This is a genomic window from Clostridium sp. Marseille-P299, from assembly GCF_900078195.1.
GTDB lineage: Bacteria > Bacillota > Clostridia > Lachnospirales > Lachnospiraceae > Lachnoclostridium.
The window spans coordinates 202,141-218,246 of the sequence record NZ_FJVE01000004.1 but is presented as its reverse complement, the minus strand read 5'-3'; the positions used below and the strand labels follow the sequence as shown (position 1 = coordinate 218,246).

The following is a 16,106-nucleotide window of genomic DNA, read 5'->3' as shown; positions in this document are numbered from 1 at the left end:
TTACAGCTTTTTTGTATTGTAATGAAAATAAAAGAAAGCTATGTCGTTGATCCTGATTACTATATAAGTTTGCTGTAAAGTGGTTAAAGTTGTATAATAATGGTAATTAAATAATCTACTGAACATAATGGACTCGAATGGAACTATCAAAAGATATATAGAATTTGAGGTGAAAATATGCTCTTATCTACGCAAATAGCTACGAACATTGTTAATGAAGTAAATGCTGTAATTCCAATGAAGATTAATATAATGAATGAGAAAGGAATTATAGTTGCAAGTTCCAATGCAGCACGGATCAATACCTTCCATGAAGGTGCTTTTCAAATTATTGAGAATCAAATTGATGAGATTATGGTACATTTTGATGGTGAATTTGACGGTGCATTACAAGGTATTAATTATCCATTAAAGCTACAAGGGTGTATCGTAGGGGTTTTAGGAATTACAGGTGAGTATGATAAGATTGTTCAAAGTACACTCATTATAAAACGTATGACAGAATTGCTTCTTGAGAATGCGTATTCTATTGAGCAAAAGCAAATGAAAGAAAATGTATGTAATCGTTATCTTGCGGAATGGTTAAGTGGCGAAGTAAAAAATATTACTCCTGATTTTATTAAACGAGGAAAACTGCTTGGATTTGATATAACAATACCTAGACGCATTTTAGTATGTAGTTTTTACCGTGTAGATAGCAATCAAGATTTGCAGACAATGCAGACGATAGAGGAAGTAGAAAACTATGTTAAGAAACTAATAACCAATACAGACTCACGTAACATTTATTATAAATCCGGTTCAACGCTAGTATGCGCGGTTACAACCATAGCAGATGAGAGTGTAGAGAGATTAGCATATGACTTAAAAAAGCAAGTAGAAGACCATTATCTAATGAATCTTGCAATTGGAATTGATAGTAAGGTAGATAGCTTTACTTATGTGCAGACAGCATTGATTTGTGCACAGAAAGCTAATAAAGCATGTATGCGTACACATAAACGAGATATAAGATTTTATGATGATTTAAACATGGAAGTGTTTACCGATGAAATTAGTGAACGGATTAAGTTAGAGTTTATTCATCGTATCTTTAAGGGATATACGGAGGAAGAGATTCGTAGCTCCATGGTTTTACTTGAAGTATATTATGACATGGAAGGTGCGATAAACAAATCTGCAGATCATTTGTTTATACATAAGAATACATTGCAATACAAGTTGCGTCGTCTATGGGAACGTACGGGATATGATCCGAGGTCAATCAGGCATTCATCACTATTTTATATAGCAATTCATTTTTATCGTGATATATTTGGTGGGTTTTAAATAAGATTGTTATAGATAACATAAATAAATGCAATAATTTGGTATCAAAAACATTGTCAACTGATTGTATATAACTTACAATAAATATTAGGAAATTTGTTAATTTTTAGTAAAATATCCTAAAATTAAAGGAGGAGTTATTTATGTCAGGGATAGCACTTATTATTGCTTTTGTTATTGCGGTTATTATTATGATTGTAGCTATTTCAAAATGGAAGATTCACCCGTTCATCTCTATTATGAGCATCTCTTTACTTTTTGGTATTGTAGCAGGTATTCCATTAACTGATCTACCTGGAGTTATTGGCGGTGGGTTTAGTAACACTTTTAAGAGTATAGGTATTGTTATTATTCTTGGAGCACTTGTTGGCACATTGTTAGAAAAGACGGGTGCAGCGCTTAAAATGGCTGACTGTGTGGTACGAGTTGTTGGTAAAAAGAATCCAGAGCTTGCTATGCTCATTATGGGATGGATTGTCTCAATTCCAGTTTTTTGTGATAGTGGTTTTGTTATTTTAAATCCCATTCGAAAAGCTCTAGTAAAGCGTACCATGAAGTCTTCTGTCGCATGTACAGTAGCACTTTCTATGGGATTATATATTTCCCATTGCTTTATCCCTCCAACACCAGGACCGATTGCAGCTGCCAATACATTGTATGAAGGTCTTGGACAGGAAACTAATTTGTTATTAGTAATGGGAATGGGTACCGTCTGTTCTATTCTTCCTTTAATTGCGTCTTACTTCTTTGCTATAAGAGTAGGTAAAAAGGTGAAAGCAGAAGATGAGGCAAATAATATGAATGAAGAGATGGTTCAGACTTATGAAGAACTTGTTGCTAGCTTTGGAAAGCTACCAAATGCATTTATGTCCTTTGCACCTATTATCATCCCAATTATTTTAATGGGAGTTTCTTCTGCATTTTCAATGGCAGGTATGTCCCTATCCATTCTAACTTTTCTAGGAACTCCTATTATTGCAATTGCAGTTGGCGTAATTTTTGGTGTATTCCTATTAGCGAGTCAGAAAAAAATGAGTGAATTTTATGAGATTACAAATGATACATTAAAAGTATCTGGTCCTATTTTATTTATCACTGCGGCAGGCGGTGTGTTAGGAAATGTTATAGCTTCCTCTAGTATGGTAGACTATATTAAGGATAATTCAACAGCCCTGGCGACACTTGGATTACTATTCCCATTTTTACTTTCAGCTATTTTAAAGACTGCACAGGGCTCATCGACTGTTGCACTTACAACTACGGCTGGTATCTTAGCACCAATGCTTACAACCCTTGGTCTTGCTACTTCTCCACTTGCAGCACTTACAGTTATTGCAATTGGGGCTGGTGCCATGACAGTTTCTCATGCAAATGATAGCTATTTCTGGGTTGTTACGAATTTTGGTAAGATGAAGGTTGAAGATGGATATAGAACTCAGACATTAGGTACTTTAATTGTGGGTATAGCGTCGCTCATTAATGTGTACATAATATATTTCATAATAAAATAATATTTTATATAATAAAAAATGGGTTTATTATTATAAATATGATTTTCAGTACGTAAGGAGTGTTGGGGTTAAAGTAAGTATTATTAACTTTCAACTCTCCATACGAATAAAGGGGAGATACTTATTGAGCTTAAAAACAGATGCACAAGTAATTATAAATGAAGCAATAATGGCTGCTATGCCAGATACTGCAGTGAAAAAAGCATTAAAGGGTGAAGACTTTTCCAGTGGAAACCTTTATTTGGTTGCAATTGGGAAGGCGGCCTGGTCGATGGCAAAAGCAGCTAGCGATATACTTGGTGAGAAAATTAAAGATGGCGTAGTAATTACGAAATACGGACATTCAAATGGAGATTTAGCTAATATACGTATTTTTGAAGCTGGGCATCCAATTCCAGATGATAATTCCTTTGCTACGACCAATGAAGCAATAAAACTTGTATCGCACTTAAATTCTTCCGACAAAGTATTGTTATTAATTTCAGGAGGAGGTTCTGCACTTTTTGAGAAACCTCTGATACCTGCTAGTATGCTTGAAGAACTGACCCAGCAATTATTAGCAAGTGGAGCTAATATTATTGAAATGAATACGATACGTAAACGATTGTCAGGGGTTAAGGGGGGAAAGTTTGCTAAGCTGTGTGAACCAGCACAGATATTTTCCATTGTTTTATCGGATATCATCGGTGATCCTCTTGATATGATAGCTTCTGGCCCAGCCTATCCAGATTGCTCAACCAGTGAGCAAGCCTGTGCAATTATAAAAAAGTATGGAATTACAGTAACGAAGGAAATTGATGATTTATTGCAGAAAGAACCACCTCATGAACTAAGTAATGTGACTACCAAAATTACAGGAAGTGTTACTCAGCTTTGTGTAGCGGCAGAGCATGCATGTAGACGTCTTGGTTATGAACCAATCATACTAACCGCTAGTCTTAGCTGTGAAGCAAAAGAGGCAGGTAGTATGCTATCTTCAATTGCACAATACTATAATAATACCGAAAAGTCGTTAGCTTTTATTATGGGTGGAGAGACTGTAGTTCGCTTAAAGGGCGATGGCAAGGGAGGAAGAAATCAAGAATTAGCTCTTTCTGCAGCAATTAATCTTGAGGGTCTAAAAGATGTTGCCGTGTTTTCTGTTGGTTCGGATGGAACTGATGGACCGACAGATGCAGCAGGTGGCTATGTTGACACTAGTACAAAGAAAGTATTATCGGAAAAGGGAATTGATATATATGATGTTCTTGAGAATAATGATTCTTATCATGCATTGAAGATTTGTGATGGACTTATTATAACTGGAGCCACTGGTACTAATGTAAATGATTTAACAGTATTGTTAATAAAAAGATAGAAAAGTAATTTGGATATATTTCTTTAAAATCAAATTTGTTGTTTGGTACTTAAATCTTACTATATAAGGGGTTAATGTAAAATATAGATAAAAATCATTTTGCATTAACCCCTTAATTGTATCCCAAAGAAAATCAACCACCGGCTAAGCCGGTGGTACTGTTTAAAAACCAGAATTTCCATTATTCAAAAATATTCGCTAAATCCTCGTAAGATAATGTAACCTTTGGTTTAAAATCATCCGATAGTGCATAATTTATGATGCTTTTTGCAAACTGTAAAACTTCTGGATGTTGTATTATATTATGTAGCTTACTTGTGCAGATTAGTAATCTTCCTTCAAGGACATTTGCCTCAAATAGCAATGAAAGCTTATAGTTTCGCTCAAAGTTATCTATCATCTGAACAATTGGCTGTATCTCATGGCCAAGAGTATCTAAAATTGCTAACTTACTTGCAGTAATAATTTCATACCACTGTGGTGTAGAATAGCATTCCGTTTTAAATTCATTTAATGCAGGATGTTTTGTATCAATATATAATCCCATAGTTCCTACGGGGATGTCTTTATTTACACTTTCTGATATGGATCGAAACATTGGATAACACCAAAAATCAGTACAATAAAAGCCATCTAAGGATTTCTTGATTTCTTCTGGAATGAGAAGCACGCGTTGTTTCTTCTCTAATAATTGTAGTGCAGTGGAAAGAGAATGAGTTATGTAAAGTGATTCCTCATTTTTTTGTACCAATGTGGTTTCGCTGATATTAGATAACAGTTTTTGCATCGTATCTATCGCTATCTCTTCATATTTTGGATATAACCAAAGTTCATAAATGTTCTCAACCTTAGATGTTGTATGAAATCTTGTATTAAGATTGGCTTCTAGCTTAAGAATTAGCTTGGTAGCTTGTTTTGAATCTGGAAGTAAAAAATCAATTTGGCCAAGTGAATTTACACCCTTTGTGATTTCCTTATAAAGTTTTGTTGTGGCAATTACCGTGTTTTCTTCCTGCAATAAAGTGCATAGTATTTCATGCTTTGTACTATCTAAAGGAAGGTAATCACTTATGATTAACTCAAAGTTAAAATGTTCATTGGCAGTATAAATAAAACCTTCAAATTTAGCCATAATTACTGCATCCGAACAAAAATACTTCCATTCCTCTGGAGTTATTAAACCTTTGGAATCCATAAATGCATCTAATATTCCTACCAAAGCAGTACCTTGGCCACTAAAGTCTTGTAAATCAAGTATCTGATAACCAGCAAGATGGTTTGAGCGATGTGCAGCTTCTAATTCTAATTTATAGCATTGTATTGCTAGTTTTCCGGTACTATAGAAAAAATCATCAGAAAGAGATAACATTCCAGCATCTCGTAAGCGCTCTTTAAACACTTCAAGATTCCGCGCTTTTAGTACGCCAACATATTTATCGATTTCATGGAAGTTTGGATAAAAGGTATATTGTCCAATCTCATGAGATATTACAGGTTTGTTTGGTATAAGTTCAGCGGTTTGTTCTGCTGTAACTCGTTTTGTTCCAGTTCCATATTGGATGTCGATTTCTTCGCTTAAATTTCTATCCTCTTTAGAACTTTCATCTATTGAAGTACTTTTGTCTCTTGAAGTACTTTCATCTATTGAAGTACTTTTATCTCTTGAAGTGCTTTCATCTCTTGAAGTACTTTCATCTTCTAAAGATCCTATATTTCTTTTAGAATTTGGCAGTATAAATTCATCGTAATCATGGCATGTATTTGGTCGTTCTGCTTGAACAAATCCGAACGGAATATCGCAGGCAGCATATGAGCCTCTAATTCTACGATCTAGGGAAAAACGAACTCCAACAAAAAAGTCATCTTCTTCTAATATAACTGGAACCCATTGAAAATTGTTACAGCCTTGCGTATAAAGATGGCGGTTATCTAGCGATTTATAATGACGTAAGATTTCTGCAAGCTTTTCCTTACTTCCCCATAATTCATTTCCTAAAGACATCATAACGAAGGATGGGTGGTCACCAAATGCATGAAGCATTCTCTCACCTTCTTTTATTAAGAATTGAAACTCTTCTTCGTTATGTCCCTCGTCCTCATTTGTAGTTATTGTTCCCCAAAAAGGTAACTCAGGTTCCATATAAATACCTAGTAAATCGGCAGCCTCAAAAGCTGCACCAGGAGGGCAACAAGTATGGAAGCGATAATGGTTGATACCGTAGCTCTTTGAAATTTGCAACACCCGAAGCCATTCTTCTGTTGTGGTAGGGGCGGCACCTGTTAGAGGAAAAATAAGGCCGTCATGTTTACCACGTAAAAACGTCTTATCATTGTTGATATAAAAATGAAGCCCCTCTGTACTAAATTTCCTTAGTCCAAAGATCGTGTATTTATCATAAGAACGGTTTTTCTCTTGTACACCCACATAGATATGGTATAAAGTGGGGTTATATTCACTCCAAAACTCAATATTATTTTCAATTTTATATGTATACTCAATGTGGTTTAAGCCAGGGGCTAAAACAACTTCATGAAATTTTAGAGATAATGCATCTTGTTCTTTTTTACTAAGAGATACTAAATCACCATAATAACAAAGGTTTGTTTTTACCTCCCTAGTATGAGTATTTATAACGGCAGTTTTTATTCGGACAGAAGGTTCTTCAATGCATGGATATGTCTCAATATTTTTAATGTAAATTTCATCATTTACAGAAAGATTAAGTTTACCAGTGATACCATTCCAGTTGGTTTGAGTATCTGGTGAGGTTAAGTGACCACCCTTGGTTTTGTAATCCTTATTATTTACAAGGATTGTAATTTTAATAGATGAACTAGTTACATATTTAGTAATGTCATACTCGTGAGGAGTGCATAAGCTATCACAGGTAGAGACATAAGTATCATTCACCCACAATGTAGTGATTCTAGTACGTTCTAAATATAAATACATAGGTTTCCCAACTTCCGATGGGTCGATTTTAATTCTTTTCTGATACCAGGCGTTTCCTGCATAGGGGTAAGCTTCCGTAAGATGTCCTATTTCTTTAGAGAAATTTTCTATTCCTTTTTTTTGAATTGCTGTAGTTGAAGGTAATTCGATTGTATCTGTATAGAAATTATCACAATAAAATTTTTCCAAACCATCGCCTTCTGGATCTAGTGTAAATTCCCATGAACCAGATAGGTCATAAACATGTGCCATATTCATCCTCATTTCTGTGCTTTTGCGCAGCCTAAGTTTATAGTGATTACATTATAAGTGAAATTATATCATAGGAAATAATTTACATCTATATCAAATGTAGAAGATTATATTTATTTTGTTGCGATAAATTAGGATATGAGATTGGAGATTTCGGACTAAACCGTGACGTTAAATTGGATTCGGATATAGAACAAAGCAGAAAGTAGGACTAAAAATATGATGTAATCCATCTATAAATGGCTGTCGCTAAAATTCATACTTTTATGTGAACCTAATGATAAAAACTATAGATTCTCATTATGAGTACTATTTCGCGACAGCCATCTAGTTAATTACTTATATTTAGTACCTTAGTTACCTTAGTCACCAATTGGGTCATTAATCAATGTGCCAACTCTAAATTTATGAACATGGCAGTCGGCTTCTTCAGTAACAGATTCTAAGAAATGCACATGTCTATCGCCAACCATAATGGCTGGACCGGTTCTTCCTTTAAATTCATGAAAATGGTCTTCATAAAAGTCAGTTCTAAACTTAATTTCATGAACGTGAGTATTTCCCATTGGTATAACTTCATCTGAAACTGTAGCAAATCGATGATTATGCGGATCAGTATTTTTCTCAGCAATTTCTACACTACCTAAAACTTCGTGTACGTGTGTTAGCTTTCTTGGGTGGTGGTGGTCATGGTCATGGCATGGATCCCAACAAGTCATAATGTAATTACCTCTACTGTTCATTAATGTAAATATATCGGCAACATTCGACAATATATCTCATGATTATATTATGTATAAAGAAGAAAAAGGTGATTGTATTTATGTAAATAAATTTATAAATTTCTAAAAAAAATAGACCAGACAAAATTTTGATTCAAATATTGTCTGGCATAATTAAAATTGAAATTTAAGTATAAGCTTTATTTAAGAAATTAGAATTTTAAGAATAACTTATTTGTTATTTAGATTTGTTTTTCTTTTGTTTGTACATTTCTTGATCCGCTAAATGAATGAGTTCATCGGCGGTATAGAAAGTATCGTTTAGTGTTTTTATACCATATGAAATAGATATCTGCGTGTCCGCAATTTCAAGAGAGCTAGGTATTTTTTCGATTGCATTTTTAATACGCTCCATAATTGCGGCCGCCTGCTTCTCATCGGTATTATTAAAGCATAGTAAAAATTCATCTCCACCATACCGTGCAGCCCAGTCTAACTTAGCACGAATACATTTTGTAATTGCGTTACTAACTTCTTTTATTGCTGTATCGCCTACTTTATGGCCATAGGAATCATTTAAATTTTTAAAATTATCAATATCAGCATAGCATAAAGAAAGCGGTTGCTTTTTTGAAATAGCATTAACGATATCTACGGGTAAACGTTCATCAGCAAAACGCCGGTTATATAAATTAGTGACAGAATCTTTAATCACCATATCATTCATTTTACGAACTAAACTCTCTAATGTCTCGTTGGTATTATAATCACCAGATCCTACAAACATGCTGTCGGTAGCATCTTTTAATAATTCAAGGACAAGGGGGCGATTCCCATGTTCAATGGGAATCGCGGTTACCATTAAAATCTTCTTATCCTTTTTTTCTAATTTCATAAAGCTTTTATTTTCCATGTGGGCCCTGATAGAAATACAGTTTTCACAAATCTTTCCATTGCCCCAATAGTTGTAGCATATTTCGTTAGTACAGTGTATTGAAGAACCTCGATAATCCAGTACTTTTTTTTGTACTGGATCAACAAGTCGAACGGAATCATATATTTTTTGAAAAAACTCTAACTCTCTGTCAAGTTGCTTCAGCGAGATGTTTTCCTTCATTCACTCCTGCCTTTCTAGTTTATATCAGTCAAGAATTAAGTTAGCTACAGTTTCTACATGCTTTGTCCAAGGAAACATATCGACAGGTTGTATATTTTTTACCTTATAACCTTTCTTTGTTAAATAATCTAAATCTCTTTTTTGTGTTACAGGATTACATGAAATATAAACTACTTGTTTTGGTTTTAAAGATGCAAGAGATGTTAAGAATTTTTGATCACAACCACTTCTCGGTGGATCAATAAAAACAACATCGATATTCTTTTTATCAACCGTTTGCGAGTGTTTTATTTTCTTATTAGAGTCATTTGATAATGCTTGCATAAATTCACCAGCATCGCCTTCGTAAAAGCTTGCATTGTGGATATTATTAATTGCTGCATTTTGTTTTGCATCCTTGATGGCTGACTTATTTAACTCTACTCCAATTACTTCTTTTACATGTTTGCTTGCAATTAAAGAAATAGTTCCTATTCCACAGTACGCATCAAGAATCGTTTCCTTACCGGTTAAATTAGCGAAATTAATAGCAGTAGAATATAGTTTTTCTGTTTGAGTTGGGTTAACCTGATAAAATGATTTTGGAGAAATACGGAAGGTTAAACCACACAAGGTGTCTTCTATATATCCTTTACCATAGGCAATTACTTCTTTTTCTCCAAGGACCATACTTGTTTTTTTATTATTAAAGTTAACGACTACTGTAGTAATTTCTTTATGAGCTTTTACAAGCTCTGAAACAAAATTATTCTTTCCAGGGAAGGTATCACTTCCAATGACAAGAACAACCATGCATTGATTTGTATAAAATCCATGTTTAATTAAAACATGGCGAATTGTACCATATTGTTTGTCCTCATTATAAGGTGCAATTTTTTGTTGCTTCATTAAATTGCGAATGGTTTTTAAAATCTTATCAGCAGAGGTTTCTTGGATATAACATTTATCAGTAGGGATAACATTATGTGAGTTCTCTTCATAAATTCCAGATACTATATTTCCTCTTCTATCCTTTGAAAGCGTAGCGTGAATTTTATTTCTATAGTAATATGGATTGTCCATACCAAGGGTATCTGAAACAGTGCAAAACTTACCTAATAAGTTTTCTACCATTTTCTTTTTTTCTTCTAATTGATAAGTATAAGTCATGTGCTGTAAATCGCATCCACCACATTTGTAAAAGTTTGGACATTTTGGGGTGTTACGATGTTTTGATGGACTTTCTATAGAAACAAGTTTAGCACTTGTATTTGCTCTATCTTTACCATAGATCAATGAAATGTTTGCAACTTCATCCTCTAGTAAATATGGAACGGAAAAGGTTGAATTATTAAATTTAACAATGCCTTTGAATGTTTCATCAAGGCCTTTACATTTTACTCGATATTGTTTTCCCATTATAAGGTAGCTCCTAACATATAGAATTCTTTCAATAATAATACCACAGCAACAAAAAAAGAAAAAGAGTAATCTAATTTTAGGCATGAAAAATAGTGTTTGTACATACTTATATATAGCATGTTTTAAAAATAGATAGGAGTTATGGCTCTTGTTTCTAAAAAAAAACTATGCTATTCTTTTATTATCAGGATTTAACAATTTATAGTAATTAAATTATTTTATACAAAGAAGAATATGGTTGAAAGAAAATATTATTTAGAAAGGGCTGCCATGACGCAATTCTTCCAACCAGTATTTTATGGCAGTATCACATATTTTTGCATGTGATATGCGGTGAGTAAAATATGAGAAAAAAGAGATATAAAACATTAAGTGTAGTTCTATTATTAGTCTTAATTGGTGTTCGTATACCGGTTCCTACTATGGCAACGAATACGAAAAAAGATACAAGTATAGATGCAGTCTTAAAAGAAGTAGAGGTTGTGAGTAACCCAGTTTCTCTTGGAAGTAAGATTAGATTTCGGGATATCAATAAGAGCCAAAAGGTAAACTCAGAAAATAAGCTTTTTTTGGTGAATCTAACGGGGGGCTATGTACAAGCTGCGGCAAATGTGAATGAGGTTTTATATCCTGCAGAGTTATCTGAGCTAATGACTGTGTATGTTGTACTTAAAAATTCTAATCTAACTGATACAGTTAGAATTAGCAAGGAAGCTGCGAATAGCAAGAGCGAAAATTTGGTTACATTCGGATTTAAAGAAGGTGATGAAGTTTCAATACAAAATCTTTTAAATTGTTACTTACTAACTAGAAGTGATGATGCGAGAATTGCTCTCGTTGAATATATTTCAAAGAATGAGTCCGACTTTGTAAAACTAATGAATAAAGAAATGGAAAAGTTATCGCCAATGATGACAAACTTTGTATCATCGGATGGGATATATAATGAAAATCAATATTCTTTAGTTCATGATTTATATTTATTAATGTATGAACTTTTGCAAAATAATTGGTTCGTAAATACGATGGGAAAAGAAAAGATTGAAATAGAATATTCCACAAAAGATGGGGAAGTCCTTCGTAAAACTTGCATTGATTCTAATATTTCTAAATTTGGGAAGGTAAAAGTACCTGCTACATATTCACTGGTTGCTCAGTTTACTAGTAGCAATGATTTAGCAAAAGGAAATCAAATTGTCATAGTGAAAGATGGAAAGGATAATTATTATTTATCTATATTAGCCCAAGTGGATTTAAGGAAGGATATTAGTGAAGAGTCTGCTAAGTTACTACGTGAATTAATAGGGGAGGCATATGAAGATGAAATTATCCCGGTTGTGACGCCGACCCCAACCCCATCGCCATCTCCAACTCCATCCCCAACACCTACTAAAGTACCTCTTGGTATTCCGACACAAAGCAATAATGCAAGATATCAATACATTATGGGAACGAACTACAAAGAGTATACAATCAATAATCTACCAAAAGGTTTTACCTCTGCAAAAGAAGCAGAAAAGCAAATGACAACCATTACGGTGCCAGTGTGGAAGATGACTAGTAATGGGGGTAGAACGGCTTCAACCATGAAGCTTACTGTACATAAAAAACTTGCAGATAGTGTTAGTAAAATATTCAAGGAAATATATGCCCTAGATATTAAGTTTCCTATTAAGAAATTAGTTGGTTATCAATACCGAAAAGTTGGTGGAGTTGGATTAAGCAACTCAACGCTAATGTCGATTCACACATTTGGAGCGGCAATCGATATCAACCCTGGAGATTATGACAATGATTATTATTTAGGCAAAGGTAATGATTTAAGAGATAAGTCAAATCCGTATTGTATTCCAGATGAAGTAATTCAAATATTCGAAAATAATGGATGGTTCTGGGGTGGAAACTTTAGCATTTGTGCAGATACAATGCACTTTCAATACCTAGGACTTGATTTCCTAACATATCAAGGTAAAAGCCCATTTCGCGAGTTAAAGGTAAAGAATGGAAGTTTGATGGAAGGTAAAGACGTTAAAAATCTGCAACAGCGTTTAAAAGAACTCGGTTTTAAGGTAACAATTAATGGTGTATATGATAAAACAACCGAGAGTGCAATAAAAAAAGCGCAAAAGCAGTATGGACTTGGGGTTACAGGTGTTGTAGACTATAAAACATGGGAAACCATTATTAATTTGACTCATTATATGTCTTATGTTTTTTAAGGACGAAGGATACAGAAGGGAGGTTGTCTAAACAGAAAGGTTAAAATCCCTCTGCTTAGTACAATGAATGGAACGAAGAGATAAAATTAATTATTACTTAGATATTGCTGAGACGGTTTCAAAGCGTAGTACTTGTTTACGAAGAATCTATGGGTCTGTAATCGTGAATAATGATGAGATTATTGCTACTGGATATGTGGGTGCACCAAGAGGGCGTAAAAATTGTACGGATCTACAATATTGTGTAAGAACAAAATTAGAGATTCCAAGAGGGGAACGTTATGAATTGTGCAGAAGCGTTCATGCGGAAGCAAATGCAATAATAAGTGCCCCAAGAGAGAAGATGCTTGGCTCAACGCTCTATTTAGTAGGACTTGAAGTGTCGAACTCTAATTATATTGAAAATGCAAATAGCTGTTCCATGTGTAAGAGAATGATAATTAATGCAGGAATTAAGGAAGTTATTATTCGTGATACTGTCAATGATTATCGAGTAATATCGGTGGAAGATTGGATAACAGAAGATGAGTCCTTAGAAGGAATCAAAGGATATTAATAATCGATATGAAGACGTTGATAAAAAAGTGAAAGATTACTTTTAATCAACGTCTTTTTTTATATAGATTATGGTGTCAAAAGTCCTGTCAACTCATGTGTGAATTGCTATTTTTATAATTCGACAGGAATTTTGACATCCGTCATTGTCTGAGTAGCTTAGATCACTAGATATTTTGCTAAATTGTTTGTAAAATCGTGAAAATATGAAAAGAGCATTAAAAAAAATTGGTTTTTGTAAAAATCAAGGTAGTATATTGTCATATTTTAATATATAGTATTGTAAAATCTTCCATTTAAGGGTAAGATGAAGCTATAATAAAAGTAATACATGCATCTTATAGTAAAGGAAGTAAATACTTACTTAGAAGTGAAAGAAGATTTTATGGGGGGACAAGGATGAATTCCAAAGAGGATCAATTGCAAGGAAGTAAACAATCGGAAGGCAAGATAGATAAGGAAACAAAAAGAGCCTTAAGGAAAAAGGCAAAAGAACTAAAAAAAGTTAAGAATGAGAAAAAGAAAGTGGTTAAAAACGAGTTAGCACAGTCAAAAAATGAGCTTGAGACACTAGCAAAGAAACGTAAGCAAATGAGTTTTATCAATAAACTTATGAGTATTCGTGTAAAATTAATAGGGGCATTGTTAGTACCAATTGCATTTATTATTATTTTAGGAGTTCATGCTTATGACAAAGCTTCCGATGCACTTGTAGAAAGTTATAAAAATTCAGCGTTTACGTCAGTAAAGACCACAGGATCTTATTTTGATGTAGTAATGAATTCAATTGAACTTCGTCTATCTCAATTAAAAAGCCATGATGGAATATTAAAATATTATACCGGAGCTTATAAAGATGATGAAGTACAGGAAATGCTTTCATTTAATGAAGTAAAAAAGTATGTAGAAACAACAGCATACTCCGATAAATTGATTACAAACTTAGCATTTATTTGTAACTATGGAAAACCAATTATTACTACTTCTTCTTTAGATATCACAGGAAAAGAATATGTTTCAGAATATGAAAAAACAGAAGAAGGAGCAATGATTAAAGGATTAAATGGACGTTTTGTTTGGACTGGACGACATTCATTCTTTGATGAAAATAAGGTATTAGTTACAGGACAAGTAGATAGACCTTATGCGTTATCTATCAGTTCTGGTTTTTATGGAACTAATTTTAAATTTCTAGGATATGTAATTGCGGATGTGAATTACGATGAAGTAATGAACGAATTGAAAAACCTAGAACTTGGAGACAATAGTATATTTGCTGTAATATCATCAGATGGATATGAATTTAATAATAGAGAAGATGGGAATACATACATTGTAAATACAGATTTTTATAATAAAGCTGTAAATACAGAAGAAACAAGTGGTTATGAAGACGTTACTATTGACGGTGAGAAATATTTGTTCCTTTATACCACAATTGGAGAGCATGATTTGATTGTTAGTGGATTAGTTCCATATACATTTTTGACATCAAAAGCTGATTCTATCATGGTATCTACCGTTTTAATTGTAGTTATTGCAATTTTATGTAGTATTATAATTGCTACAATCCTTTCTACAAGTATTGGTAGAATAATTCTTCGAATTACAACGAATCTTAAAAAGGCTGCAGAAGGGGATTTATCAGTAAATATTAAGTGTAAAAGACGTGATGAATTTGGAACCCTTACGGATAGTGCAAATCATATGATTCAAAATATGAAGGGGTTAATTGTTAAGACTTTGGATGTGAAGGAGTCTATGAATGAGTCGTCACAACAAGTTATGTCAATCTCCGAAGAGCTCATGGTTGCAACAAAAAATATATCAGCCTCCATTGAAGAAATTAGAAAAGGTATTGTGCAGCAGGCAGAAGATTCAGAGCAATGTTTAAAGACATCCGATGAACTTTCTAAAAAAGTATCTGTAGTATCAGAGAATACAGAAGCCATTGGCGGTATCGCAGATTCATCTAAATTGATTGTAAATGAAGGAATTGTTTCAATTGATGTCTTAAATGAAAAGGCAGCTGAAACTACCAATATAACACAAACAATTATTTCAGATATCAGTCAATTAGAGGTAGAGTCAAGTTCTATTAGTAAGATCATTAATGTTATTAACGAGATTGCAGAACAAACAAATCTATTGTCTTTAAATGCTTCCATTGAAGCTGCAAGAGCGGGAGATGCTGGTAGAGGTTTTGCAGTTGTTGCAGACGAAATTAGAAAGTTAGCAGAACAGTCTGTAAATGCCTCCTCAGAGATTGCTAATATTATAAAAAGCATTCAAGCAAAGACTGAAAAAACAGTGGGAACGGCTAAGAAATCAGAGGAAGTCGTTGCATCACAATCAGTTGCACTCGAAAAAACGATTGAAGTATTTAATAAGATTAATAATTCTGTAGAAGATATGGTAAATCGACTAAGCATTATAGCAGGTGGAATTCATGACATCGGGGAAGCAGAATCACAGACCCTTAGTGCGATTGAAAGTATCTCTGCGGTATCAGAAGAAACTGCGGCTTCTTCAGAAGAAGTTGAAAATGCAGCAACACGTCAAGTGAATGCAGTTGAAAAATTAAATGATGCTACAACGATTTTAAATGAAAAAGCGAAAGAATTAGATGCAGCATTAAGTATTTTTAAGATTTAATTTAAGATTGCTTTAAAGGCAATAAAATATATGTA

General features: G+C 33.6%; 10 protein-coding genes. 6 read left to right on the top strand and 4 right to left on the bottom strand.

Annotated elements, in window-relative coordinates:
* Nucleotides 1-177: 177 nt before the first annotated feature.
* The 3 genes from BN4220_RS00925 to BN4220_RS00915 all read left to right on the top strand — a co-directional run bounded on the left by BN4220_RS00925 (nt 178) and on the right by BN4220_RS00915 (nt 4,197).
* Entirely contained in the window at nt 178-1,329 is a 1,152-nt protein-coding gene (locus BN4220_RS00925) for a CdaR family transcriptional regulator (protein ID WP_066712255.1), read from the top strand.
* Nucleotides 1,330-1,472: 143 nt separating this feature from the next.
* Nucleotides 1,473-2,840 (top strand): GntP family permease, encoded by a 1,368-nt coding sequence (locus BN4220_RS00920; RefSeq protein WP_066712252.1) that lies wholly within the window; start codon nt 1,473-1,475, stop codon nt 2,838-2,840.
* Nucleotides 2,841-2,964: 124 nt separating this feature from the next.
* Entirely contained in the window at nt 2,965-4,197 is a 1,233-nt protein-coding gene (locus BN4220_RS00915; protein ID WP_066712250.1) for a glycerate kinase type-2 family protein, read from the top strand.
* Between the two features lie 181 nt (nt 4,198-4,378).
* On the opposite strand, the gene BN4220_RS00910 is transcribed toward BN4220_RS00915, so the two are convergent.
* The 4 genes from BN4220_RS00910 to rlmD form a co-directional block, all read right to left on the bottom strand.
* Nucleotides 4,379-7,402 carry a sugar-binding domain-containing protein gene (locus tag BN4220_RS00910; protein WP_066712247.1) on the bottom strand — a complete coding sequence of 1,008 codons (3,024 nt, stop codon included), beginning with the start codon at nt 7,400-7,402 and terminating at the stop codon, nt 4,379-4,381.
* A gap of 362 nt (nt 7,403-7,764) precedes the next feature.
* Entirely contained in the window at nt 7,765-8,121 is a 357-nt protein-coding gene (locus BN4220_RS00905; protein ID WP_066712245.1) for a YmaF family protein, read from the bottom strand.
* Nucleotides 8,122-8,362: 241 nt separating this feature from the next.
* Complete coding sequence (locus BN4220_RS00900) at nt 8,363-9,241, bottom strand: GGDEF domain-containing protein (protein ID WP_066712242.1); 879 nt, start codon at nt 9,239-9,241, stop codon at nt 8,363-8,365.
* Nucleotides 9,242-9,265: 24 nt separating this feature from the next.
* Nucleotides 9,266-10,639: a 23S rRNA (uracil(1939)-C(5))-methyltransferase RlmD gene (gene rlmD, locus BN4220_RS00895; RefSeq protein ID WP_082811932.1), complete on the bottom strand. Its 1,374-nt coding sequence runs from the start codon at nt 10,637-10,639 to the stop codon at nt 9,266-9,268.
* 347 nt (nt 10,640-10,986) lie between these two features.
* Between rlmD and BN4220_RS00890 the strand changes: the two genes are divergently transcribed.
* The 3 genes from BN4220_RS00890 to BN4220_RS00880 all read left to right on the top strand — a co-directional run bounded on the left by BN4220_RS00890 (nt 10,987) and on the right by BN4220_RS00880 (nt 16,071).
* On the top strand, nt 10,987-12,861 hold the full coding sequence (locus tag BN4220_RS00890) for a peptidoglycan-binding protein (RefSeq protein ID WP_066712240.1): 1,875 nt from the start codon (nt 10,987-10,989) through the stop codon (nt 12,859-12,861).
* 67 nt (nt 12,862-12,928) lie between these two features.
* Nucleotides 12,929-13,417 (top strand): deoxycytidylate deaminase, encoded by a 489-nt coding sequence (locus tag BN4220_RS00885; protein WP_066712237.1) that lies wholly within the window; start codon nt 12,929-12,931, stop codon nt 13,415-13,417.
* A gap of 398 nt (nt 13,418-13,815) precedes the next feature.
* Entirely contained in the window at nt 13,816-16,071 is a 2,256-nt protein-coding gene (locus tag BN4220_RS00880; protein ID WP_066712226.1) for a methyl-accepting chemotaxis protein, read from the top strand.
* The last annotated feature ends 35 nt before the right edge of the window (nt 16,072-16,106 follow it).